Genomic DNA, 23,621 nt, shown 5'->3' with positions numbered 1-23,621 from the left:
TGCTTTGGTCTCAGTCATGGCTGACCCCCAGATAGGCGTCGATGACTTCCTGATTGTTGCGCACCTCGTCGGGTGTACCGTCACCAATCTTTTTGCCGTAATCCATCACGACCACGCGGTCGCTCAGGTCCATCACCACGCCCATATCGTGTTCGATCAGGGCGATGGTGGTGCCGAATTCGTCATTCACGTCGAGGATAAAGCGGCTCATGTCCTCTTTCTCTTCGACGTTCATGCCCGCCATCGGTTCATCCAGCAGCAAGAGCTTTGGTTCTGCCGCCAGTGCGCGGGCCAGTTCGACGCGTTTTTTCAGGCCATAAGGCAGGCGCGCAACGGGTGTCTTGCGGATGTGTTGGATTTCAAGGAAATCGATGATCTTCTCGACCGCCTCACGGTTTTCAACCTCTTCCGCCTCGGCCTTTCCCTTCCACCACGCCTGCTGGAGGATGTTGGTCTGCATGAAGTTCAAGCGCCCGGTCATGACGTTGTCCAAAACACTCATCCCCTCGAACAGGGCGATGTTCTGGAACGTCCGCGCGATTCCCTGCTGCGCCACCTCAAAGGGGCGCATGGGCGGGCGTTTTGATCCGTGGAACCAGACCTCGCCCTCCTGCGGGACATAGAACCCCGAGATAACGTTCAGCATCGACGATTTCCCGGCCCCGTTCGGCCCGATGATGGCGCGAATCTCACCCTCGCGAATATCGAACGAGATATCCTTGATCGCCACGACGCCGCCAAAGCGCAGGGTGATGTTCTTCATTTCCATCACCACGCCGCCGATCTTGCGACCGTCTTCGGTGACATATCCTTCGGCGTTATCCAGCATCAGTCACTCCCTGACTTGCGCATAAACGGGATGGCGGGCGGGGTGATGGCCGCAGGTCGCGCGGTGCTATGGCGGCCCTCATTCCGCTGCCACCTTATGTTGCGCAACCGGTACAACCGGCGCATCCACGATTTTCAGCGTCGCGCTGATCGCTCCCTTGCGCCCATCTTCATAGGTCACTTCGGTCTTGGTTGACACGCTTTCGGACCCGTCATAAAGCGCCGCAATGATGTCGTGGAACTTCTCTTCGACAAACCCGCGCCGCACTTTCCGGGTGCGCGTCATCTCACCATCATCAGCGTCCAGTTCCTTGTGCAGAACGACAAAGCGATGCACCTGGCAACCGGACAGCATTTCATCAGCTGCTACCGATTTGTTGACCTCTTCCACATGCGCCTTGATCGTCTCTAACACACGCGGATGCCCCGCCAGTTCCTGATAGGACGCATAGGCCACGTTGTTACGTTCCGCCCAGTTGCCGACCGCTGTCAGGTCGATATTGATGAACGCCACGCAGCGGTCCTTGCCGTTTCCGAACAGAACGACCTCGAGAATATCGGGGTAGAATTTCAGCTTGTTCTCGACATATTTCGGCGCGAACATGGACCCGTCGGCCATTTTGCCCACGTCCTTGGCGCGGTCGATGATCCGCAGGTGGCCGCTGCTTTCCTCGATAAATCCGGCATCACCCGTTGCCACCCAGCCTTCGGCATCTTTGGTCGATGCCGTGGAATCCGGGTTGTTGTAATATTCGACAAACACGCCGGGCGAGCGGTAGTGGATCTCGCCCTTGTCGTCGATCTTGATCTCAACATCCGGCGCGGGAACACCAACCGTATCGGCCCGAACCTCGCCATCCGGCTGTACGGTGATGAAAACGGTTGCTTCGGTCTGGCCATAAAGCTGTTTCAGGTTGATGCCCAAAGACCTATAGAAATCAAAGATTTCCGGTCCGATCGCTTCACCCGCTGTATAGCCAACCCGAAACCGGCCATAACCCAGCGTATCCTTGAGCGGCCCGTAGACCAGCAGGTTACCCAGCGCGTATTTCATCCGGTCGCCAAAGCCGACGGGTTTGCCATCCAGCAACTTGCCACCCACTTTTTTGGCATGCGCCATGAAGTGATGGAACATGCGTTGCTTCAGCTTGCTCGCATCCTCCATCCGGATCATTACATTGGTCAGCTGGCTTTCAAACACGCGCGGTGGGGCGAAGAAATAGGTCGGCCCGATTTCGCGCAGATCGGTCATCATCGTGTCGGCGCTTTCCGGGCAGTTTACGCAGAACCCGCACCAATAGGCCTGACCGATGGAAAAGATGAAATCCCCGACCCATGCCATTGGAAGGTAGGAAAGGATATCTTCATCGCGGGTCAAATGGTCGAAGATCGCCGAGTTCTTGGCGCTTTCGATCACGTTGCGGTTCGACAGAACCACCCCCTTGGGCTTGCCCGTTGTGCCCGAGGTATAAAGCATGACGCAAGTGTCGTTATAGGTGATCTCAGAGATGCGCTTGTCCAGCTCTGCATCAAACCGCTGATGTCCTGCCTGACCTTCGGCCATGAGGTCTTCCAGCGCGTTCATCTGGCTGTGGTCGTATTTCCGCATCCCCCGCTTGTCGGTGTAGAGTATGTGCTTGATCTGGTGCACTTTTTCCTGAATTTCGATGACCTTGTCGACCTGTTCCTGATCACCGCAGACGACATATTTCGCGCCGCAATGTTCCATCACATAGGTCATCTCTTCGGCGACTGCGTCCTGATACAGAGGCACCGGAATTGCACCGACCATCTGTGCCGCGACCATGGTCCAGTAATGTGCTGGCCGGTTGCGTCCGATCACGGCAATGTGGTCACCGCGCTCGACACCAATTTCAAGAAATCCAAGGGCGAGCGCGCGAATTTCTTTGGCCGCTTCAGCCCAGGTCCAGCATTGCCAGATCCCAAATTCTTTTTCCCGATAGGCCGGGGCATCCCCGAACTGGGTCGCGTTGCGGTGTAGAAGCGCCGGAAGGGAATGCAACCCTTCGGCGCCCGACTGCGTCTGAGCCAATCTTTTTCTCCTCCCCATCCGGCCTCCTCAAAGCCGGAAATGGCGGATCCGGGAAAGCCCCCGGATGCCAGTGCCCCGATTTGGGACACCCGCACGATCAGCGTCAACTTTTTCCTGATGTTTTCTCAATTCTTACAAATTGTAACAGGTGCAGAGGGGTGATGTTACGTTTTGTACACTATGTACAAATGCAGACTTTCATGAGGAACCCGATCGTCCCAAGCTATTGCCATACCAAACAGGTCCCGTGTTCAACAGGGATGGCGTACTGGCAAACAGAATTCGACTTTCGGCAGGTTGGCGCGGTTACTGATACTTAGCTTTTAATGCTGCTTTTTTAAAACGACCAACAGATGTTGAGCGCAACGTGTACAGCAACCCTAAAAGTTTCGTGTTCAAGGGCATTGTCTTATCGCGGTAAACGAGACTTGCCTCATAGGGCTTGTTGGCGTCGCAAAGTTCAATGATTTCGCCTGCGGCCAAAAGCATCTCTTCCATCAGGGCTTCGGCGGCTTCCACCTTGCTTGCCTCATCCTCTGAAATTGATTTGTCTCTTTGGGACTTTCGGCGGAAATCCACAATGGCAGCGGGCACGTATTCAGTGACCCGATTTCTGAAGCGCGTCATGTCAGAGCCATTGGCCTGAGTGCCGTCAGATTTGGTGTAGGAGTTGTAATCACCGTATAGGGCCAGGATCGTGCTCGTCTGGTGAAACAAAAGATCCTGCCGCGCAAAATCGAGTTCGACGTAGCGGTCAATTCGGGCCTGTTCTTCGATCATGACCGTTATCGCAGTCTTCGCATCATCTGCTTTGGCACCATGAACCACCAAAACAAAAAAGGCCAAAATCAAAACAATCCTGGACCCCCAAAGCTTTCCAACTCGACTTGCAATCATAACGAGGTACTTCTTCACTATTGAGAAAGCACTCGAACACTACCACAAATCGGCAAACAAGTCCGCCAAGCTGAAATCCGGGCCGTTTGCGCCTGACGCCCCTTGAGCCCTTACAACCAATCCCGCAGGATCGGGATCAGGGGCACATCCGCGGCCGGCATGGGGTAATTGCGCAGGTCATTTGCGCGGACCCATTTCAGCGCCTGCCCCTCTTTCGACTGCGGGATACCCTGCCATTTGCGGCAGGCGAACAGCGGCATGAGCAGGTGGAAATCGTCATAGCTGTGGCTGGCAAAGGTCAGGGGGGCGAGGCACGAGGCCCAGGTATCGATGCCCAGCTCCTCGTGCAATTCGCGGATCAAGGCGGCCTCGGGGGTTTCGCCGGGTTCGATCTTGCCGCCGGGAAACTCCCAAAGACCGGCCATGGATTTACCCTCGGGGCGTTGGGCCACCAGCACCCGGCCCTCGATGTCGATCAGGGCGACAGCTGAAACCAACACGGTTTTCACGAGCGGTAATCCGCGTTGATCTCGATATATCCGTGCGTCAGATCGCAGGTCCAGACGGTGGATTTGCCCGCGCCCAGACCCAGACCTACGGCGATGACCAGATCCTGACCTTTCATATAGGCGGCGGCGGCGTCTTCGCTGTAATCGGGGCTGACCCAGCCCTTTTCGGCCACAAGTATGTCGCCGAAGGAAATGCTCAGCAGGTCGCGATCCGCCGCGGCACCGGATTTGCCGATGGCCATGACGATACGACCCCAGTTCGGGTCTTCGCCCGCGATGGCGGTTTTGACCAGCGGAGAGTTGGCGATGGCAAGGCCATGGGTCTTGGCGTCAGCGTCTGTTGCGGCCCCTGTCACGCGGATTTCGACGAATTTCGTGGCACCTTCGCCATCGCGCACGACTTGCTGGGCCAGATCCAGCATCACAGCCTCCAGCGCCTCGGCGAAGGCCGCATTGCCGGTGGCGTCCACACCCGAAGCGCCGGTGGCGCACAGCAGCAGGCTGTCCGAGGTGGATGTATCGCTGTCCACGGTGATGCAGTTGAACGTCCGGTCTGTCTGCGCCCCCAGCATCGCCTGCAACGCCGATTGTTCGACCTGCGCGTCGGTGAAGATATAGACCAGCATGGTCGCCATATCTGGCGCAATCATGCCGGATCCCTTGGCAATCCCCGCAATAGAGACTGTTTTGCCATCAATTTCGACCTGCGCCACGGCCCCTTTCGGGAAGGTGTCGGTGGTCATGATCGCGCGTGCGGCGTCTTCGATCGCGTGACGGCTGAGACCCGCCTTCAGCGTTTCAAGCTTGGCAATGATGCGGTCATGCGCCAGCGGCTCACCGATGACGCCGGTTGAGGAGGTAAAGACCCGCTCGACCGGAACACCTGTCGCCTTCGAGATGGCCTGCGTCACCTCGGCCACCGAGGTCTGACCATAATGCCCGGTAAAGGCATTGGCATTACCCGAATTCACCAGGATCGCCGCCGGGCCATCGCTGGGCCCGCCGATCTTGTCCTGACAATCCAGAACCGGGGCGGCTCGCGTGGCTGAACGGGTAAAGACCCCGGCCACAGATGTGCCCGGGTCCAGCACGGCCAGCATGACATCGGTGCGGCCCTGATAGCGCACACCCGCCGCGACGGTGGCGAACCGCACACCGTCAATTGCAGGCAAATCAGGGAAGGACGCTGGCGCCAGCGGCGAAACCTTGGTGATCTTGGCCACGGGGATTACTCCTGAATCAGGTCCAGCTGGCGCAGGACTTCGGGTCCGGCACCTTCCAGAGCGGGGCGGTCGATCTGCGCCTGCTGTGTCAGTTCATCGATGCGCGCCTGAATGGCGTTCTGCTGAACGGTCTGTGCAAGCTCTTCGCGCACGGCATCCAGCGCGGGCGCTTCGGTTTTGCGCTTGTCGTTCAGCTTGACCACATGCCAGCCAAACTGCGTCTGAACCGGATCAGACACCTGCCCTTTTTCAAGCGCGACCACGGCTGTTTCGAATTCCGGTACCATCTGGCCCTTGCCGAACCAGCCCAGCGCGCCGCCATTGGGGCCGGACGGACCGGTGGAGTGCGCGCGCGCGAGTTCGGCGAAATCGGCGCCGTCATCAAGCTGCGCCATGAGGTCGTTGGCCTGTTCTTCGGTCTCGACCAGAATGTGGCTGGCATCGAATTCGTCTTCACCCGCGAAATCGTTGTACTGCGCGTCGTAGGCCGCCTGAATGGCCTCGTCCGTGACAACGGTATCGGTCAGGGCTGTGACGGTCTGAACCGCCAGAAGGGAGCGTTCTTCATTTTTCAGCCGCAGCGTGTTCAGTTTGTTCAGCCCGTCCTGCTGTTGCCCCAGCAGTTGCTGCTGGATCAGCTGTTCCAGCACGAAGTCGAACAATACGTCATCTTCGGCCTGCTGGTATTGCGGCGGCAGGGCGGCAACGGTTGCGATCACGTGACCCAAAGTGATCTCATCCCCGTTCACACGCGCCACCACGGTGGATGCATCCGGCTGGGTTTCGGCGGCCAGCGGCAGGGCCATCATGGCGGTCAGAGCCAGCGATGGCAGAAAAGTGAGGCCTTTGGGCATTGAATCATCCTATTTCCTTGCCGCGGCAGGGCGCAGCGTTGACACTCTGGAACCTGCCGCTTACATCGCTTTGAAGCCTTGGACAGGGCCGCCTTTCACCCCCCGTATCTATGGGTTGCGCGCAAGGTGGGCAAGCCTGTCAAAAACCAAGACAAGAACAGATCCGCTGGAGTGAACATGCTGGGACTCGGAACGCTCGCCAAAAAGGTGTTCGGAACACCGAACGACCGCAAGATCAAGGCGACCCGCCCCCTGATCGAGAAGATCAACGCGCTGGAACCCGAGTTCGAGAAAATGTCCGATCAGGGCCTGATCGACAAGACAGAAGACCTGCGCAAACGCGCGCTGGATGGCGAAAGTCTTGACGATCTGCTGCCCGAAGCCTTTGCCAACGTGCGCGAAGGTGCCCGCCGCGCGCTGGGGCTGCGCGCCTTTGACGTGCAGCTGATGGGCGGTGTTTTCCTGCATCAGGGCAACATCTCGGAAATGAAGACGGGTGAGGGCAAGACACTGGTCGCGACCCTACCGGCGTATCTGAACGCGCTGACCGGCAAGGGCGTGCATGTGGTCACGGTGAACGAATACCTGGCCAAGCGCGACGCGGAATGGATGGGCAAGGTGTTTGCTGCCGTGGGCATGACCACCGGCGTGATCTGGTCGGGCCAGCCTGACGCGGAAAAACTGGCCGCCTATTCCTGCGACATCACCTATGCCACCAACAACGAGCTGGGTTTTGACTATCTGCGCGACAATATGAAGGCCGATCTGGAACAGGTTTACCAGAAGCACCACAATTTCGCGATTGTGGACGAGGTCGATTCGATCCTGATCGACGAGGCGCGGACGCCGCTGATCATCTCGGGCCCGGCGCAGGACCGCTCGGACCTGTATACCGCCATCGATGCGCTGATCCCGAGCCTGACCGACGAACACTACACGCTGGACGAAAAGGCCCGCAACGTGACCTTCACGGATGAGGGTAACGAGTTTCTGGAGCAGCAACTGTTGGCTGCCGGCCTGATTCCCGAAGGCCATTCGCTGTATGACCCGGAAAGCACGACCGTTGTGCATCACGTGAATCAGGGTCTGCGCGCGCACAAGCTGTTCCAGCGCGACAAGGATTACATCGTGCGCGACGGCAATGTCGTTCTGATCGACGAATTCACGGGCCGCATGATGCCGGGCCGCCGCCTGTCCGAGGGCCTGCATCAGGCCATCGAAGCCAAGGAAAACGTGCAGATTCAGCCTGAGAACGTGACGCTGGCCAGTGTGACCTTCCAGAACTATTTCCGCCTTTACGACAAGCTGGGCGGCATGACCGGGACCGCCCTGACCGAAGCCGAGGAATTTGCCGAGATTTACGGCCTGGGCGTCGTCGAGGTTCCGACCAACAAGCCGATTGCCCGTGTGGACGAGGATGATCAGGTCTATCGCACCGCCATGGAAAAATATGGCGCGATGATCGAAGAGACCAAGAAAGCCCAGGAAAAGGGCCAGCCGGTTCTGCTGGGGACCACGTCGATCGAGAAATCGGAACTGCTGAGCCAGATGCTGACCAAGGAAGGCATCGCCCATAACGTTCTGAACGCCCGCCAGCACGAGCAGGAGGCGCAGATCGTCGCCGATGCGGGCCGTCTGGGCGCGGTGACCATCGCCACCAACATGGCCGGTCGCGGCACCGACATTCAGCTGGGTGGCAATGTCGAGATGAAGGTGCTGCAAGCGATGGCGGACAAGCCCGAGGCCGATCCGTCGGAGCTGCGCGCAGCTGAAGAGGCGCGCCACGCGGAAGAAAAAGAAAAGGTTCTGGCCGCAGGTGGCCTTTACGTGATGGCGTCCGAACGCCACGAAAGCCGCCGCATCGACAACCAGCTGCGCGGCCGTTCGGGCCGTCAGGGCGATCCGGGTCGTACCGTGTTCTACCTGAGCCTTGAAGACGACCTGATGCGCATCTTTGGCTCGGAAAGGTTGGACAAGGTGCTGACCACGCTGGGCATGAAAGAAGGCGAGGCGATCATTCACCCCTGGGTGAACAAGTCGCTGGAACGCGCGCAGTCCAAGGTCGAGGGCCGCAACTTTGACATGCGCAAGAACGTTCTGAAATTCGACGATGTTATGAACGATCAGCGCAAGGTGATCTTTAGCCAGCGTCGCGAGATCATGTCGGCCAATGACCTGTCCGAGATCGTCTCGGATATGCGCGAGCAGGTGATTGACGATCTGATTGACGAATACATGCCACCGAAATCCTATGCGGAACAGTGGGATACCGACGGTCTGCATGCGGCGATCAAGGACAAGCTGACCATCGATGCCCCGGTTCAGGACTGGGCTGCCGAAGAAGGTGTGGATGACGAGCAGGTGCGCGAGCGCCTGATCAAGGCCGCTGATGAGATGATGGCCCAGAAGGCGGTTGCCTTTGGTCCCGAAAACATGCGCAACATCGAAAAGCAGGTGCTGTTGCAGACCATCGACAGCAAATGGCGCGAGCATCTGCTGACGCTGGAACATCTGCGCTCGGTCGTGGGTTTCCGCGGCTATGCCCAGCGCGATCCGCTGAACGAATACAAGAACGAAAGCTTCCAGCTGTTCGAATCCATGCTGGACGGTTTGCGGGAAACCGTGACACAGCAATTGTCGCGCGTGCGTCCACTGACCGAAGAAGAGCAAAAGGAAATGCTGGCGCAGATGGCGGCGCAACAAGCACAGGCACAGCAGGCCGTGGACAAGGCCGCAAGTCAGGCCGAGGCCAAGGCCGAAGCTGCGGCGTCAGGCGATGCGCTGCCGGGGTTTGACGAGAGTGATCCGTCGACTTGGGGTAACCCGTCGCGAAACGACCCGTGCCCCTGCGGATCCGGCAAGAAGTTCAAACACTGCCACGGCAGATTGACCTAACGTTAACACCCTCTGATCACAATGAGTCCGTCTCGCGGCCACAAATTGGCCGCGATTCGTGGCAAGAGTGCAAGCTGCTCCTTCAACTGGGGAGGGTGTCTTGTTTGTAGTTCGCAACTACGTAACCATGTGCGGAACGGTCGCTTGTGCCTTGGGCATAGGCTATCTGATGCAGAACGGACCAGCTGCGCAGCAGAACCGCGCGCAGGACGGTATTGATGTGGCCTCTGCTGCCGATCAGTCTTCGATTCTGTCGGGGCTAGACAGTATTGTGCTGACATCAGCCACCGCGTCAGATGCCGATCCGGTCAATGTGACACCGGCACCCCGCGCTGTACCCACTGCCCCCAAGACATCGAACTGCCGGATCAGCGCGCACGCAAAAGCAGCGCCCGGTGCCTTGGCGCACCTGTCGCTGAAAGCGCCGTGCCACAAGAATGAGCGGATTGAAATTCACCATAGCGGCCTGACTGTTAGCCAGATGACGGATGTCAGCGGCGCGCTGGACATGGCGATCCCGGCCCTTTCGGAATACGCGATCTTCCTGTTTTCTTTCGAAGATGAAACAGGCACCGTCGCCACCACTCACGTCCCTGAAATCGCCGGTTTCGATCGTGTTGTCCTGCAGTGGCAGGGGGAAACCGAGTTGCAGATTCACGCGCTGGAATTTGGTGCCAGCTATGGTGCGGATGGCCATGTCTGGGATGACGCATCTGCAGAAGGCGCCGGAGAGGTTGTGCGTCTGGGACAGTCCGGTTCCGGGATCACTCAGAATATCGAAGTGTATTCTTTCCCGGCCAGTACATCGGAACAGTCGGGCACGATTGACCTGACTGTCGAGGCCGAAGTGACCGATGCAAATTGCGGCCACACGCTGAACGTGCAGTCGCTGGAGTTGTTGTCGGACCGCCGCCTGCGGTCGCGCGACATGTCAGTGACCCTGCCGGATTGTTCGCGCGCGGGCGAGTTTCTGGTGTTGAATAATCTGCTCTCAGACCTGACAATCGCGGCAAAGTAATCCGCAGGCAGGCTTGAACCTCTTATGACATTTTTCCGTGTGGCGGTGGCTGCGCTGTTTTCCGTGACGGTGGCGACCGGTGCTTTTGGGCAGGACATCACATTGACCTCGCATGATGGCAAGGTCGAAGTGACCGGCAATCTGCTGAGCTTTGACGGTGAGTTCTATCGCGTCGATACGCAATTCGGGACGTTGACCGTGGATGGTTCGGGCGTCACGTGCGAGGGGCCCGCCTGCCCCAACCTGATCGATTTCGTCGCCGAAGTGCAGTTTTCCGGATCATCGGTGATGGCTGAAACGGTGCTGCCCGCCCTGATCATCGGATTTGCCCGTCAGGAAGACCTGACCGCGACCCCCGCCCGCGTGGATGAGGACACCTTTGTTTACGAGCTGCATCAGGCGGGCCGGTCGGCCCCGCTGGCACGGTTTTTCTTTGACGTGGGCACCACGGATCGCGGGTTCAGTGATCTGATCGCAGACCGGGCGGATATCGTGATGGCTCTGCGCGAGATGCGCGAGGCCGAGCGGGAGGCTGCCGAAGCTGCGGGGTTGGGCGATCTGAAACGCACGCGGCGATCACGGGTCATTGCACTGGATGCCATGGTCCCGGTCGTGGCCCCCGACAGCGTGATGCGGCAGGTTTCTCTGGCAGATATGGCTCGTATTCTGTCCGGAGAGATCAGCAACTGGGCGCAGCTGGGTGGGCCGGATGCCCCTATTGCACTGCATGTGCCAGAGGCCGGGTCGGGTCTGGCGCAGGCGGTCGAGGATCAGATTCTGAAAACCGCCGGTGTGGACCTGACCGATACGGCGATCCGCCACAATCGCATACATGACCTGACCGCGGCCGTGGCAAAGGATCCGTTTTCCATCGGGGTCGCCAGCAAGGCATCGGCCCATGGCACCCGCGCTTTGCCGTTGACCGGCGGGTGCGGGCATCCGCTGGCCGCGACCCGCCAGTCGATCAAGACCGAAGATTACCCGCTGAATATGCCTATGTTCCTGTATCTGCCGGAACGTCGCCTGCCCCGGATTGCGCGGCAGTTTCTGGCCTATAGCCAAAGCCCCGAGGCGCAGATGGCCATACGTGACGCAGGATATGTGGATCAATCGGCTGAAACCCTGCCGGTTGGCGTGCAGGGGGACCGGCTTGCCAATGCGGTCGTCACCGGCGGAGCTGAGGTCGGACTGGAGGAGTTGCAACGCATGATCGAGACCTTGCGCCCCCTGTCGCGTCTGTCCCTGTCGGTCCGGTTCGAGCCCGGATCGTCCCGTCCGGACGCGCAGTCACGCGCGAATATTCAGCAACTGGCGCAAATGCTGGACGCGGGTACGTTGCAGGCGCGCAAGGTGGTGTTTGCAGGCTTCAGCGATGGGGACGGGGGTGCCGTTTCAAATGCCCGAATCGCCCTGCGGCGCGCGCAAACCGTGCGGAACGCGGTTATCGCCGCGCTTGAAGCCCCGATCCCTGACAGTATCACGGTTACCGCCGAAGGATTTGGCGAAGCGATGCCCATGGCCTGCGATGACACCGAATGGGGCCGCAAGGTCAACCGGCGTGTCGAGATTTGGGTGCAGTAACCGCTAGAGATACCCTTCGGAGCGAAAGCTGAGCTCGGTCGATTTGCCGATGATCAGGTGGTCATGCAGGGTCAGCCCCAGGGCGGAACACGCATCCTGAATGCGGTTGGTCATATCAATATCCGACTGTGACGGGGTCGGATCACCGGATGGGTGATTATGCACCAGGATCAGGGCCGAGGCATTCAGTTCCAGCGCCCGTTTCGCCACTTCGCGCGGATAGACCGGCACGTGATCCACAGTGCCTTTGGCCTGTTCCTCATCCGCGATCAGGACGTTCTTGCGATCCAGATAGAAAACGCGAAATTGCTCGGTCTCGCGATGCGCCATTGTCGTGTGGCAATAATCCAGCAGCGCGTCCCAGCTGGATATCACGTGCCGCTGCATCACCCGCGCCCGTGCCATCCGATGCGCGCAGGCTTCGAGGATTTTCAGATCGGTGATGACCGTGTCACCAACGCCCTTGATCTGACGCAGCCGTTCTTCGGGCGCGGTCAACACGCGGTTGAAATCGCCAAAGGCATTCATCAATGCGCGCGCCAACGGTTTCACATCCTGCCGGGGGATGGACCGGAACAAAACCAGCTCCAGCAACTCATAATCCGGGATCGCTGCGGACCCGCCCGCCATGAACCGTTCGCGCAGCCGCTTGCGATGGTCTTTGATGTAGGAGGGTAACCGACCATTCGGCAGCGGCTGCGCTGGCGCTTCGTCCGTATCAAACAGCATGGGGGCTTCGGCAAAGGCGTCCTGTGTCATGCGTTTACCCTGTCGCAGAATCACTTTCCGAAAGGTTAACGCACCTCTCCTGCCATACGCGCGGTGGCGCGGCGGACAATCATGTGCAGAAGGATCGAAAACACGCCCAGCGTCAGCATCGCCGCAAACATCAGGTCCGTCTTGGCGCGGCCATTGGCCAGCAGCATCAGATACCCCAGACCTTGCGATGAACCGACCCATTCACCGATCACGGCACCGATCGGTGCATACACCGCCGCAAGCCGCATCCCCGAGGCCAAAGACGGCAACGCCGCAGGGATACGGATGTGCCACAACACAGCGCGCTTGCCCGCCTGCATCGTGCGCGCAAGGTCCAGATACCCCTGCGGTGTTCGCATCAAACCGTCAAAGAAGGACGACGTGATCGGGAAGTAGATGATCAGGACCGCCATCGCGACCTTTGACAACAGGCCATAGCCCAGCCACAGGGTCAGCAACGGGGCCAGTGCAAAGACCGGCAAGGCCTGCGTGAACACCAGCATTGGCTGCACCAGAACCCGTGCGACACGGGAATTGGCCAGCTGCAATGCGGTGACAACGCCCAGCAACGTGCCGCAGGCAAGACCGATAATGACCTCAATGGCTGTGATCCAGGCATGTTCTGCAATCAGCCAGCGGTTCTGCCACCAGGTTTCAGCAACCACCGCAGGGCCGGGCAGGATGAACTTTGGCAATCCGGTCAGGGTCACGATCCCCTGCCAGATGGCAAGGGCAAACAGGGTTGCTGCCAGAACAGAGAGGGACTTCATACCCCGCCCTCCCGCAGCAGCCGTAAAAGCGCGCCTTGTGTTTCCAGCGTCTGCAGATCATCCACGCTGCGCGGGGCTGGAGCAACCGGCGGGTCGCACGGTGTCAGCCCGTGCTGTGTCATGACGACGATGGATTGCCCCAGACGCGCGGCCTCGCCCGGATCGTGGGTTACCAGAAGGACAGTGCGGCCTTTCAGCGCCTCGGCGGCCAGATCCTGCATATCGGCACGGGTTCGGGCATCAAGGGCGGAAAAGGGTTCATCTAGCAACACAATCGGCCGGTCTTCCATCAGGGTGCGGGCCAGTGCCACGCGCTGGCGCTGCCCACCCGAAAGCTCGGGCGGTTTCTTGGTCATATGGTCCTGCAACCGCATCCGCTCGATCAGGCGGTCGCGCCGGTCAAGGTCAACTTTCTCGCCCCGCAGCCGCGCGCCCAACGAGACGTTCTGCGCAACACTCGCCCAAGGCAGCAACAGGTCGTCCTGCGCCATATAAGCGACCCGGTCTGAAACCGGCTGGCCATCGCTGGCGGTGATCCGGCCCGAGAATTCAGCCCCGGTTTCCAGCCCGGCAATCAGCCGCAAGACCGTAGTTTTGCCAACACCCGATCCGCCCAGCAGACAGGTCCACGCCCCGGCGTCAAGCGTCAGGGTCAGCGGTGCGAACAGAATCGCGCCGTCGATCGTGGCAGTGCCGCTGATGGTCAGATCGGGCGCCGGGGTCATGGGGTCAGACCCATCTGCCAGAAATTGACCTCCAATTCCGTGGCCGTGCGGAACGTCCGGCACAGACGATCCCAACGGGGTGAAGATTGGAAATCCGCCCCGATCCGCCTTGTTAGAGCCGAATCCAGCAACTCGCCCACGGCGGCGCAGGCGTTCTGATAGCCCTCGTCCGCGTAGGTATCGATCCAGCCGCGATAGGATGTTGATGTTGCCTCCGCAGACAGGCGGGTGCCAATCTCACCATATCCCATGACGCAGGGTACAAGTGCTGCCAGAAGATCCAGCAGATCGCCGCTATAGCCCGCCTCGAGGACAAAGCGGGTATAGGCCAGATTTTCGGGCCGTTCCAGCGTCGCAAACAGCTCTGCCTGCGAGATGCCTTCTGCTTCGCAAATGCCGATATGCAGCTTCATCTCTTCGCTGATCAGGCCGTTCACGGTACGCGACGCCGCCAGCATTTCAGCATGTGTTTCCGATTTCACCACGGCCAGCGCCCAGGCGCGCGAGAAGTGGATCAGGAACACATAATCCTGACGCAGATAGTGCAGGAACACCGGGCGTGGCAGGGTGCCGTCTTTCAGTGCTTCGACAAAAGCGTGGCGGGTGTAATCCCGCCACGGCCCCTGCGCCGCATCGCGCATCAGCGCAAAGGCTTTGCCATAATCGCTCATTGCGCGGTGACGTCGATGGCAATGTCGCTGACGGGCAGGACAGTGTCGATCATGCCGCTGTCGTTCAGGAATGCTTCGAACCGGGCATAACGGCCAGCGTCAAACCCGGCGGGACGCAGGGCAAAGCGAGGCAGCGTGTCGACCCATGCGCGCGCGTTCAACTCGTCCTGCAGCTCGGGCGAGGTGGCCGAGAAGACCTCCCAGCTTTTTTCCGGGTTGTTGACGATGTACTGAGTCGCTTTTTCGGTCGCGGCCAGGAAACGGGCGATCTTGTCTTTGTCCATCGTATCGGGGTTGGCGACATAGATCAGTTCGTCATAAGACGGCACGCCCTCTTCCTCGATATAGAAACAGGTGCCGGGGCGGCCTTCGATATCCATCTGGTTCAGTTCGAAGTTGCGATAGGCGCCAATCACCGCGTCCACCTGACCGGTCATCAGCGAGGGCGAGAGTGAGAAATTCACGTTGATCATCTCAACATCATCCAGCGCGACGTCGTATTTGCCAAGCACGGTGCTGAGGATGGCTTCTTCCACACCGGCGACGGAAAAACCGATTTTCTTTCCCTTGAGGTCAGCGGGCGATTTGATCGGGCCGTCCTTCAGAACCAGCAGGCAGTTCAGGGGCGTTGCGACCAGCGTGCCGACCCGTTTCAGCGGCAGCCCTTCGTGAATCTGCAAATGCAGTTGCGGCTGATAGGATACTGCCAAATCCGCCTGACCGGCTGCCACCAGACGCGGTGGTGCGGATGGGTCAGCGGGGGCAACGACTTCGACCTGCAATCCCTGCTCGGTGAAATAGCCGTTTTCCTGTGCCACGATGATGGGCCCGTGGTCGGGGTTGATAAACCAGTCCAGCAGGACGGTCATCTTGTCTTCGGCCCAGGCTGGCGCGGCGGCCAGAAGGGCAAAGGCTGTCATCAGCTTTTTCATATCTCACGTTTCCTTTTCTCAGGAGGTTGAAGCCGCGACGAGGACAATCTCGCCCGGCCAAATCGGTTGGATTTTCTCGGCAGCGCGCCATGCGCGCAGCCCGGTGGCACAGCAAAGGGCGAGGCGTTTCCCCTTGTTTGGGTCTATATCTTGTACTTCTTCGGGTGAAATGCGCGTCGCATCCGGGTGGGCCGGAACCGGAGCTTCGTTCGGGTCACGCAGTTCGACAATCTGGTCCGTGTCTCGCAACTGGCTGGCAGAGAGAAAGCGGAAACAGCTGTTCGGTTCCGGCGCTTCATCAAAACGAAACCCGGTGCTGCGCAGGGTTCGCGCATCATATTGCACCATCTGCCCCAGGGGTGATGGGTCAAGCCGCAAGATCAGGTTCAGCGCCATCTGCGCCTGCATGGACCCGATCACACCGACAACGGGACCCAGAACACCCGCCGTGGCGCAGCTTGCGCCGCTATCCGGCGCATCGGGGAAAACGGCACGCAGAGAAGGCGCGCCACCGCAAAACCCGCCCACATAACCTGAAAGGCCCAGTACCGAGGCGCTGATCAGTGGCTTGCCTTGTGCCAAACAGGTATCCGACAGCATATAACTGACCGCATAGCTGTCGGCACAATCCAGGATAATATCCGCCTGCGACACCAGATCGGGTGCATTTTCCCCTGTTAGAGCCTGTTTCCTGGCAATCACATCGATTTCGACATTCAACGCACGGCATCGGTCAGCGGCGCGTTCGGCCTTTGACAGCCCGCAATCTTCTTCTGAAAACAATGTCTGGCGATGCAGGTTCGACAGATCGACGATGTCACCATCGACAATTGTGATATGCCCCACCCCGGCCCCGGCCAATAGCGGCAGCAGCGGCGCGGCCAGACCACCTGCGCCGACCACCAGAACACGGGCCGCAGTCAGGCGGGCCTGTCCTTCAGCCCCAACCTCGGGCAGCAGCGTCTGGCGGGCATAGCGGCTCATCTCGTGGCCTCGATCCAAGCACGCACCCGCGCTTCGGGGTCGGTGTTCAGCGTGATGTCCGTGACGGCCGAGACGATATCGGCCCCGGCTGCCAGCACCCCTGCTGCGCGCTCGACGCTCATGCCGCCAATGCCAACCAGAGGAATGTCGCCAACCCGCGCCTTCCATTCGGTCACGCGGGGCAGGCCCTGCTGATGCCATTTCATCTTTTTCAGGATGGTCGGATAGACCGGGCCCAACGCCACGTAATCGGGATCCATGGCCAAAACCCGCTCAAGCTCGTCATCGTCATGAGTGGAAACCCCTAGCTTTAGACCCGCTTTTCGGATGGCTTTCAGGTCAGCATCATCCAGATCCTCTTGCCCCAGATGAACCCAGTCGCAACCCAGATCGATGGCGTGTTGCCAGTAATCGTTGATCACCAGAACCGCCCCATAGTCCCGGCACAGATCGCGCGAGGCGGCAATCTGACCGCGCACCGCCTCATCCGGCTGATCCTTGATACGCAGCTGCACCAGCTTTACACCCAAGGGCAGCATCCGCCGCAGCCAGTCCGCGTGATCGAAGATCGGATAGAAACGGCCCAGCGTCATGACAGGAATGCCTTTCCAACAACAGGGGTCGAAGGTTCGGCCATATCACGCGCCTCGATCGGGTCTGCCTGATGGGCCAGTTGTCCGGCATGGATTGCCTGCGCCATCGCCTTGGCCATCAAAACGGGATCACCGGCACGGGCCACAGCGGTGTTCAGCAGAACGGCGTCATAGCCCAGTTCCATCGCGTGGGCCGCGTGGCTGGGCAGGCCGATCCCGGCATCCACCACCAGCGGCGTTTCAGGAAACTCGGCCCGCATCGACCGCAGGGCGTATTCGTTGTTCAGCCCTCGCCCAGACCCGATGGGCGCCCCCCACGGCATCAGCACTTCACATCCCGCTTCGAGCAGGCGTTCGCCCACGATCAGATCATCGGTTGTGTAGGGAAACACCTCAAACCCGTCTTCGGTCAGGATGCGCGCGGCCTCGACCAGCTGGAACACATCCGGCTGCAGACTGTCGGTGTGGCCGATCAGTTCCAGCTTGATCCATTTGGTGTCAAATACTTCGCGCGCCATATGGGCTGTGGTCACCGCCTCTTTCACCGTATGACAGCCAGCCGTATTTGGCAGGATCAGAACACCCAGTTCGCGGATCATCTGCCAGAATGTCTGCCCCGCGCCGGTTTCCCGCCGCAGCGATACCGTTGCAACCGCTGCACCGCTTTCGCGAAACGCCTGTTCCAGAATGGCCGGGCTTGGATATTGCGCCGTGCCCAGCATCAGCGGGTTGGGCAGTTCGATGCCGTAGAACATTCGCATCCTCAGCCCCCCTGCATTGGTGCGACCACTTCGACCCGGTCGCCGTCGGTCAGTTTGTGCGCAATACGCAGGCTTGACGGCACGAAATCTTCGTTCACGGCGGTGGCCACACGGCCCGAGAAGCCGCATTCCAGCAACAGATCCGACAGGGTTTCGGCACGCACGTCCCGTGTCTCGCCGTTAAGCACGATCTTCATCAACCATCTCCGAATGTGTGTTGTCCAATGCCAGATCAGCGACACCCCGCGCCAATGCAGGGGCCAGCAGATAACCGTGGCGATACAGCCCATTGGCATAGATTGTCTGGCCCAAGCGCCGGATACGCGGCAGGTTGTCCGGGAATGCAGGGCGCAGGTCGACGCCGATCTCCAGCACCTCGGCCTCGCCAAAGGCCGGGTTCACGGCATAGGCCGCGCTGAGCAGTTCCAGCATCGAACGCGCGGTGATGCGGCTGCTGTCCTCGGACTCGATCATGGTTGCGCCCAGCATGTAGACGCCATCCCCGCGCGGTACGATGTAAAGCGGCATCCGCGGGTGCAACAACCGCACCGGACGCGAAAGGGTCACATCGGGGCAACGAAGAACCAGCATCTCACCTTTCACGCCGCGCAGGTCGTGCAGATATTCGCGCGCGTGCAGGCCCCGGCAGTCTATGGCGTTGTCCAGTTGCGCCGGCGCCAGCTTTCGGTGGAATTCCACGCCTGCGCCTTGCAGGTGACGATGCAGATCGCGCAATGCCTGACGAGGATCAAGGTGAGCTTCGTTTTCAAAATACAGAGCTTTGCCGAACTTGCTCAGATCAGGCTCTAATTCAAGTATTTTCGCGCGATCAACCTCGCTGAACCCTTCGGTCCGGCGTGCGAACCGGCGCAGGTCAGGCAGGTCACGCGCGTTGGCAACTACAAGGGTTCCACGTCTGTTTACCTGCGTTCGCGGCGCCCACCATTCGATTGCTTCCTGCCCCAGCCGCAGAACCGGTTCTTCTGCGTTTTCGTATTCACACCAGGGGGCCAGCATCCCCCCGGCCCACCAGGAACACCCATGCGGGCCGGGCGGGCCGCCCGGATCAAAAACCTGCACCCTTGCGCCGCGTGACACAAGCTCGCTGGCCACGGCCAGACCCGCTACGCCCGCACCTATGACCGACCAGAGTGTCATGCGGGCCAGAGCCGGTGGAAATGGTGCACAGGACCGTGCCCGGCACCAATCTTCAACTCATCCGCCCGCGCGATGGCCCCTTGCAGATAATCATGCGCCTGCGCGACCGCATCTCTCAGCGGCAGGCCCCTGGCCAGACCGGCAGCGATCGACGACGACAGGGTGCAGCCGGTTCCGTGGGTGTTTTTTGTGTTCTGACGCGGGGCCTGAAACGTGGCCACGATACCTGAGGGGTCGACCAACAGATCGCGGCAGGTATCGCCCGACCCATGCCCGCCCTTCATCAAGACCGCGCCCGCGCCCAGATCGCAAAGGGTCTGGCCTTGTGCGGCCATCTCGTCCGGTGATTGCGCCGGTGTCGCATCCAACAAACATGCCGCTTCCGGCAGATTGGGCGTCAGCACAGTCGCTGCTGGCACCATCACTTCACGCAGCGTCCGGACCGCTTCCTGCGCCAACAGCGCATCTCCGGATTTTGCGATCATGACAGGATCAAGAACAACGGGGCCTTTGAACGCTTCCAGGCCTCGGGCCACTGTGTGAATGATCTCTGGCGTCGCAAGCATACCGATCTTAATTGCCTTCACGTCCAGATCGCTCAGCACAGCATGGATTTGAGCGGCAATGACATCCAGCGGAACCCCATGCACCGCAGTGACGGCTTGCGTGTTCTGCGCCGTAATGGCGGTAATGACGCTTGCGCCGAATACACCCAACGCCGACATCGCTTTCAGATCGGCCTGAATCCCGGCGCCTCCGCCGCTGTCAGACCCCGCAATGGTCAGGGCAATTGCCGCCATATCGTTGCTCCATCTTCTTTGGGCAACGAGGTAGGGAAAACGTCTGTGTTCATAAGACCGTTCCCTACGCCGGAATTGCCCGGATCAGGTTCGATGGGTTAGCGCGGTTGCGCCTCTCAGCCCTGATACGGGCACCCCAACGGTTGTCGCGGACAATTTCAGGGTCGACGGTCGAAATCAAGAGCCAATTTGGCAAATGCGTTGCCACTTTTGCTCATCTGATAAGGCCAATTGAATGTCTTTAGGGAGTGTTTTGCGAGGCTCTGCCTCGCGCTCCGGGATATTTGGAGCCAGATGAATAAAGGATCCCTGCTTCATCTGGCCGGAAATATCCCGGGGGAGGCGCCCGAAGCGGGCGGCGGGGGCAGAGCCCCCGGGTAACCCTGGTTGTCAGCTTTTCATGCCGTCCCAGAAGGATTTGACGGATGAGAAAAAGCTTTTTGATTCCGGGTGGTTGTCTTCGCCCAGATCATCAAATTCACGCAGCAGTTCTTTTTGGCGGCTGGTCAGGTTGACCGGGGTTTCAACCGCCAGTTCGATGAACATGTCGCCAACACTGCCGCCGCGCAGTGCGGGCATGCCTTTGCCGCGCAGGCGCATTTGCCGGCCCGACTGGCTGCCTGCCGGGATCTGTACCCGCCCACGCCCGCCATCGATTGTCGGAACCTCGATCGATCCGCCCAGCGCAGCCTTGGCCATGCTGACCGGTACACGGCAATAGAGGTTCACGCTGTCGCGTTCGAACAATTTGTGATCAGACACTTCCACAAAGATGTAGAGATCGCCCGGAGGGCCACCGCGCATTCCGGCCTCGCCTTCACCTGCCAGACGAATACGGGTACCGGTTTCGACACCAGCGGGAATGTTGACCGACAAGGCGCGATCTTTTTCGACGCGGCCTGCACCCTTACAGGATTTGCAGGGGTTCTTGATGATCTGACCCAGACCCGAGCAGGTGGGGCAGGTTCGTTCGACCGTAAAGAAACCCTGTTGCGCCCGCACCTTGCCCATGCCGGAACAGGTGGGGCAGGTTGTCGGCTCGACCCCGCCCTCTGCACCGGTTCCTTCGCAGGAGGAACAGGCCACGGCTGTCGGTACATTGATGGTTTTCTGCTGGCCCGAGAACGCCTCTTCCAGCGATACGCGCAGGTTATAGCGCAGGTCCGAGCCGCGCGCGGCGCGTCGGCCGCCGCCACCACGTTGCCCGCCCATGAAGTCGCCGAACAGGTCGTCGAACACATCCGAGAACGCGCTGGAGAAATCGCCCTGCCCAAAGCCGCCACCAGGCCGGCCACCGCCGCCCATGCCGTTTTCGAACGCCGCATGGCCAAAGCGGTCATAGGCCGCCTTTTTGTCGGCATCGCGCAGCACGTCATAAGCCTCGTTGGCTTCCTTGAACTGCGCCTCGGCATCCGGATTGTCCTTGTTGCGGTCCGGATGCAGCTCTTTGGCTTTCGTGCGAAAGCCTTTCTTGATCTCATCCGCCGAAGCGCCCTTGGACACGCCGAGCACTTCGTAATAGTCGCGTTTTGACATCAGTATTTCCTTCTGCCTCAACGTAAATAGGCCGGCCCGGCATCCGGACCGGCCTACATTGGCCCGGTTACCCGTTAGTTACGCTTGTCGTCGTCCAGATCTTCGAACTCGGCATCGACGATATCGTCTTCACCAGGTGCGGCATCTGCTGCGACAGGCTCGTCCTCGGCCTCTTCGGACTGCGCCTTGTAGATGGCCTCACCCAGCTTCATCGCCGCTTCGGTGACGTTCTGGATGCCAGACTTGATCTTGTCGGCGTTGTCAGTTTCCAGCTCGTCCTTGAGTGCGGCGATGGCCAGTTCGATGGCTTCGATCGTGGTCGGGTCGACCTTGTCGGAATGCTCTTCCATCGACTTTTCGGTCGAGTGGATGAGGCTTTCCGCCTGGTTCTTGGCATCGACCAGCTCGCGGCGTTCCTTGTCGGCTTCCGCGTTCTCTTCGGCGTCCTTGACCATCTTTTCGATGTCTTCGTCGGACAGACCGCCCGATGCCTGGATGGTGATCTTCTGTTCCTTGCCGGTGCCTTTGTCCTTGGCCGAAACCGAGACAATGCCGTTGGCGTCAATGTCAAAAGTCACCTCGATCTGAGGCATGCCGCGCGGCGCGGGCGGGATGTCTTCGAGGTTGAACTGACCGAGGATCTTGTTGTCCGCAGCCATTTCACGCTCGCCCTGGAACACGCGGATGGTCACGGCGTTCTGGTTGTCCTCGGCGGTCGAGAAGACCTGAGACTTTTTCGTCGGGATCGTGGTGTTGCGGTCGATCAGGCGGGTGAACACGCCACCCAGCGTCTCAATGCCCAGCGACAGCGGGGTCACGTCCAGCAGAACCACGTCCTTGACGTCGCCCTGCAGAACACCGGCCTGAATGGCGGCACCCATGGCAACCACTTCGTCCGGGTTCACACCTTTGTGCGGCTCTTTGCCAAAGAACTTTGTGACCTCTTCGATCACTTTCGGCATCCGGGTCATACCACCGACCAGAACAACTTCGTCCACGTCAGCGGCCGACAGACCAGCGTCCTTCAGAGCCGCCTGGCACGGCTTCATCGACTTCTTGATCAGATCACTGACCAGGGATTCCAGCTTGGCACGGGTCAGTTTCATGACCATGTGCAGCGGCTGACCATTCGAACCCATCGAGATGAACGGCTGGTTGATTTCGGTCTGCGAGGTCGAGCTGAGTTCGATCTTGGCTTTTTCGGCGGCTTCTTTCAGACGCTGCAAGGCCATCTTGTCAGCAGACAGATCGACACCGTGTTCCTTTTTGAACTCATCCGCCAGGTAGTTGACGATGCGCATGTCAAAGTCTTCACCACCCAGGAAGGTGTCGCCGTTGGTCGATTTGACCTCGAACAGGCCGTCGTCAATTTCCAGAATGGTCACGTCGAAGGTACCGCCACCAAGGTCATAGACTGCGATGGTTTGGGTTTCCTGCTTGTCCAGACCATAGGCCAGAGCGGCAGCTGTCGGTTCGTTGATGATCCGCAGCACTTCCAGACCGGCGATTTTGCCCGCGTCTTTGGTGGCCTGACGCTGTGCGTCGTTGAAGTATGCCGGAACGGTGATGACCGCTTGTGTCACTTCCTCACCCAGATAGCTTTCCGCGGTTTCCTTCATCTTGCCCAGAGTGAAGGCCGAGATCTGGCTTGGGGAGTACTTTTCACCGCGGGCCTGAACCCACGCGTCGCCATTGCCGCCATCGACGATAGCGTACGGCACCATCTTCTTGTCTTTTTCGACTTCGGCATCATCCACGCGACGACCGATCAGGCGCTTGACGCCAAAGATCGTGTTGTCGGGGTTGGTGACCGCCTGACGTTTTGCAGGCTGACCGACCAGTCGCTCATCTTCAGTGAAGGCGACGATCGAGGGCGTGGTCCGCGCCCCTTCGGCGTTTTCGATAACCTTCGGCTGCGAACCGTCCATGATGGCCACGCACGAGTTGGTGGTTCCGAGGTCAATCCCGATTACTTTTCCCATTTTTGCAATCCCTTTCTCTTCAAGGCGATGTCTCGACGACCGGACCCGTTACGGCATCCCGCCCCCGACCTGATGTGCGCGACAGCACTACC

22 protein-coding genes and 1 riboswitch are annotated in these 23,621 nt (G+C 59.7%); of the genes, 3 read left to right on the top strand and 19 right to left on the bottom strand.

The features are described 5' to 3' along the window. Positions 1-10: 10 nt before the first annotated feature. From I9188_RS12560 to I9188_RS12535, 6 genes are all read right to left on the bottom strand, one after another. Complete coding sequence (locus tag I9188_RS12560; protein ID WP_209506937.1) at positions 11-829, bottom strand: ABC transporter ATP-binding protein; 819 nt, start codon at positions 827-829, stop codon at positions 11-13. 78 nt (positions 830-907) lie between these two features. Continuing rightward, positions 908-2,899 carry an AMP-binding protein gene (locus I9188_RS12555; RefSeq protein WP_209506936.1) on the bottom strand — a complete coding sequence of 664 codons (1,992 nt, stop codon included), beginning with the start codon at positions 2,897-2,899 and terminating at the stop codon, positions 908-910. A 288-nt stretch (positions 2,900-3,187) separates the two neighbouring features. Beyond that, complete coding sequence (locus I9188_RS12550) at positions 3,188-3,796, bottom strand: hypothetical protein (protein WP_209599627.1); 609 nt, start codon at positions 3,794-3,796, stop codon at positions 3,188-3,190. A 92-nt stretch (positions 3,797-3,888) separates the two neighbouring features. Further along, positions 3,889-4,287 (bottom strand): 8-oxo-dGTP diphosphatase MutT, encoded by a 399-nt coding sequence (gene mutT / locus I9188_RS12545; protein ID WP_209506934.1) that lies wholly within the window; start codon positions 4,285-4,287, stop codon positions 3,889-3,891. Beyond that, positions 4,284-5,510, bottom strand: a complete 1,227-nt coding sequence (gene argJ / locus I9188_RS12540; RefSeq protein WP_209506933.1) for a bifunctional glutamate N-acetyltransferase/amino-acid acetyltransferase ArgJ — start codon at positions 5,508-5,510, stop codon at positions 4,284-4,286. Before argJ ends, mutT begins: the two co-directional genes overlap by 4 nt. 5 nt (positions 5,511-5,515) lie before the next feature. Beyond that, positions 5,516-6,364 (bottom strand): peptidylprolyl isomerase, encoded by an 849-nt coding sequence (locus I9188_RS12535; RefSeq protein WP_209506932.1) that lies wholly within the window; start codon positions 6,362-6,364, stop codon positions 5,516-5,518. A 177-nt stretch (positions 6,365-6,541) separates the two neighbouring features. Here I9188_RS12535 and secA point away from each other — a divergent pair, with 177 nt between their 5' ends. From secA to I9188_RS12520, 3 genes are all read left to right on the top strand, one after another. After that, positions 6,542-9,259, top strand: coding sequence for a preprotein translocase subunit SecA (gene secA, locus I9188_RS12530; protein WP_209506931.1), 2,718 nt, complete (start codon positions 6,542-6,544; stop codon positions 9,257-9,259). A gap of 100 nt (positions 9,260-9,359) precedes the next feature. Then, complete coding sequence (locus I9188_RS12525; RefSeq protein WP_209506930.1) at positions 9,360-10,277, top strand: hypothetical protein; 918 nt, start codon at positions 9,360-9,362, stop codon at positions 10,275-10,277. 24 nt (positions 10,278-10,301) lie between these two features. Next, positions 10,302-11,858 (top strand): phosphate ABC transporter substrate-binding/OmpA family protein, encoded by a 1,557-nt coding sequence (locus I9188_RS12520; protein WP_209506929.1) that lies wholly within the window; start codon positions 10,302-10,304, stop codon positions 11,856-11,858. Positions 11,859-11,861: 3 nt separating this feature from the next. Here the strand turns inward: I9188_RS12520 and radC are convergent, their stop codons facing one another. From radC to dnaK, 13 genes are all read right to left on the bottom strand, one after another. Next, positions 11,862-12,617 carry a DNA repair protein RadC gene (gene radC / locus I9188_RS12515; RefSeq protein ID WP_209506928.1) on the bottom strand — a complete coding sequence of 252 codons (756 nt, stop codon included), beginning with the start codon at positions 12,615-12,617 and terminating at the stop codon, positions 11,862-11,864. Between the two features lie 35 nt (positions 12,618-12,652). Then, on the bottom strand, positions 12,653-13,387 hold the full coding sequence (locus I9188_RS12510) for an ABC transporter permease (RefSeq protein ID WP_209506927.1): 735 nt from the start codon (positions 13,385-13,387) through the stop codon (positions 12,653-12,655). Beyond that, on the bottom strand, positions 13,384-14,112 hold the full coding sequence (locus tag I9188_RS12505; protein ID WP_209506926.1) for an ATP-binding cassette domain-containing protein: 729 nt from the start codon (positions 14,110-14,112) through the stop codon (positions 13,384-13,386). The genes I9188_RS12510 and I9188_RS12505 overlap by 4 nt, the downstream gene beginning before the upstream one ends. After that, a complete protein-coding gene (gene tenA, locus I9188_RS12500; protein WP_209506925.1) occupies positions 14,109-14,783 on the bottom strand; it encodes a thiaminase II in 675 nt (224 codons plus the stop codon). Before tenA ends, I9188_RS12505 begins: the two co-directional genes overlap by 4 nt. Beyond that, on the bottom strand, positions 14,780-15,715 hold the full coding sequence (locus I9188_RS12495) for an ABC transporter substrate-binding protein (RefSeq protein WP_209506924.1): 936 nt from the start codon (positions 15,713-15,715) through the stop codon (positions 14,780-14,782). The genes tenA and I9188_RS12495 overlap by 4 nt, the downstream gene beginning before the upstream one ends. A gap of 18 nt (positions 15,716-15,733) precedes the next feature. Continuing rightward, positions 15,734-16,699, bottom strand: a complete 966-nt coding sequence (locus tag I9188_RS12490) for a ThiF family adenylyltransferase (RefSeq protein WP_209506923.1) — start codon at positions 16,697-16,699, stop codon at positions 15,734-15,736. Beyond that, a complete protein-coding gene (locus tag I9188_RS12485) occupies positions 16,696-17,292 on the bottom strand; it encodes a thiamine phosphate synthase (RefSeq protein WP_209506922.1) in 597 nt (198 codons plus the stop codon). The genes I9188_RS12490 and I9188_RS12485 overlap by 4 nt, the downstream gene beginning before the upstream one ends. Continuing rightward, positions 17,289-18,053, bottom strand: coding sequence for a thiazole synthase (locus I9188_RS12480; RefSeq protein ID WP_209506921.1), 765 nt, complete (start codon positions 18,051-18,053; stop codon positions 17,289-17,291). Before I9188_RS12480 ends, I9188_RS12485 begins: the two co-directional genes overlap by 4 nt. A gap of 2 nt (positions 18,054-18,055) precedes the next feature. After that, positions 18,056-18,250 carry a sulfur carrier protein ThiS gene (gene thiS / locus I9188_RS12475; protein WP_209506920.1) on the bottom strand — a complete coding sequence of 65 codons (195 nt, stop codon included), beginning with the start codon at positions 18,248-18,250 and terminating at the stop codon, positions 18,056-18,058. Next, a complete protein-coding gene (locus I9188_RS12470; RefSeq protein WP_209506919.1) occupies positions 18,234-19,211 on the bottom strand; it encodes an FAD-dependent oxidoreductase in 978 nt (325 codons plus the stop codon). The genes thiS and I9188_RS12470 overlap by 17 nt, the downstream gene beginning before the upstream one ends. Then, complete coding sequence (thiD, locus tag I9188_RS12465) at positions 19,208-20,011, bottom strand: bifunctional hydroxymethylpyrimidine kinase/phosphomethylpyrimidine kinase (protein ID WP_209506918.1); 804 nt, start codon at positions 20,009-20,011, stop codon at positions 19,208-19,210. Before thiD ends, I9188_RS12470 begins: the two co-directional genes overlap by 4 nt. 44 nt (positions 20,012-20,055) lie before the next feature. Next, positions 20,056-20,160, bottom strand: a riboswitch (TPP riboswitch). 241 nt (positions 20,161-20,401) lie between these two features. Then, positions 20,402-21,547, bottom strand: a complete 1,146-nt coding sequence (dnaJ, locus tag I9188_RS12460) for a molecular chaperone DnaJ (RefSeq protein ID WP_209506917.1) — start codon at positions 21,545-21,547, stop codon at positions 20,402-20,404. Positions 21,548-21,621: 74 nt separating this feature from the next. Then, the gene (gene dnaK, locus I9188_RS12455) at positions 21,622-23,529 is read right to left on the bottom strand and encodes a molecular chaperone DnaK (protein ID WP_209506916.1); all 1,908 of its coding nucleotides are present in this window, start codon (positions 23,527-23,529) and stop codon (positions 21,622-21,624) included. Positions 23,530-23,621 lie beyond the last annotated feature (92 nt).

Source organism: Ruegeria sp. HKCCSA071, from assembly GCF_017872555.1.
GTDB lineage: Bacteria > Pseudomonadota > Alphaproteobacteria > Rhodobacterales > Rhodobacteraceae > Ruegeria.
The sequence above is the reverse complement of the archived record's forward strand: the minus strand, read 5'-3'. Positions and strand labels throughout refer to the sequence as shown.

Bases quoted from the DNA above. Each gene is read 5' to 3' on its own strand.
- I9188_RS12480 (WP_209506921.1), bottom strand. From the start codon at position 18,053: ATGCGAATGTTCTACGGCATCGAACTGCCCAACCCGCTGATGCTGGGC.
- I9188_RS12520 (WP_209506929.1), top strand. From the start codon at position 10,302: ATGACATTTTTCCGTGTGGCGGTGGCTGCGCTGTTTTCCGTGACGGTG.
- I9188_RS12495 (WP_209506924.1), bottom strand. From the start codon at position 15,715: ATGAAAAAGCTGATGACAGCCTTTGCCCTTCTGGCCGCCGCGCCAGCC.
- I9188_RS12510 (WP_209506927.1), bottom strand. From the start codon at position 13,387: ATGAAGTCCCTCTCTGTTCTGGCAGCAACCCTGTTTGCCCTTGCCATC.
- tenA (WP_209506925.1), bottom strand. From the start codon at position 14,783: ATGAGCGATTATGGCAAAGCCTTTGCGCTGATGCGCGATGCGGCGCAG.
- I9188_RS12535 (WP_209506932.1), bottom strand. From the start codon at position 6,364: ATGCCCAAAGGCCTCACTTTTCTGCCATCGCTGGCTCTGACCGCCATG.
- I9188_RS12505 (WP_209506926.1), bottom strand. From the start codon at position 14,112: ATGACCCCGGCGCCCGATCTGACCATCAGCGGCACTGCCACGATCGAC.
- I9188_RS12485 (WP_209506922.1), bottom strand. From the start codon at position 17,292: ATGACGCTGGGCCGTTTCTATCCGATCTTCGATCACGCGGACTGGCTG.
- I9188_RS12490 (WP_209506923.1), bottom strand. From the start codon at position 16,699: ATGAGCCGCTATGCCCGCCAGACGCTGCTGCCCGAGGTTGGGGCTGAA.
- dnaJ (WP_209506917.1), bottom strand. From the start codon at position 21,547: ATGTCAAAACGCGACTATTACGAAGTGCTCGGCGTGTCCAAGGGCGCT.
- I9188_RS12555 (WP_209506936.1), bottom strand. From the start codon at position 2,899: ATGGGGAGGAGAAAAAGATTGGCTCAGACGCAGTCGGGCGCCGAAGGG.
- thiS (WP_209506920.1), bottom strand. From the start codon at position 18,250: ATGAAGATCGTGCTTAACGGCGAGACACGGGACGTGCGTGCCGAAACC.
- I9188_RS12470 (WP_209506919.1), bottom strand. From the start codon at position 19,211: ATGACACTCTGGTCGGTCATAGGTGCGGGCGTAGCGGGTCTGGCCGTG.
- dnaK (WP_209506916.1), bottom strand. From the start codon at position 23,529: ATGGGAAAAGTAATCGGGATTGACCTCGGAACCACCAACTCGTGCGTG.
- radC (WP_209506928.1), bottom strand. From the start codon at position 12,617: ATGACACAGGACGCCTTTGCCGAAGCCCCCATGCTGTTTGATACGGAC.
- secA (WP_209506931.1), top strand. From the start codon at position 6,542: ATGCTGGGACTCGGAACGCTCGCCAAAAAGGTGTTCGGAACACCGAAC.
- I9188_RS12560 (WP_209506937.1), bottom strand. From the start codon at position 829: ATGCTGGATAACGCCGAAGGATATGTCACCGAAGACGGTCGCAAGATC.
- thiD (WP_209506918.1), bottom strand. From the start codon at position 20,011: ATGGCGGCAATTGCCCTGACCATTGCGGGGTCTGACAGCGGCGGAGGC.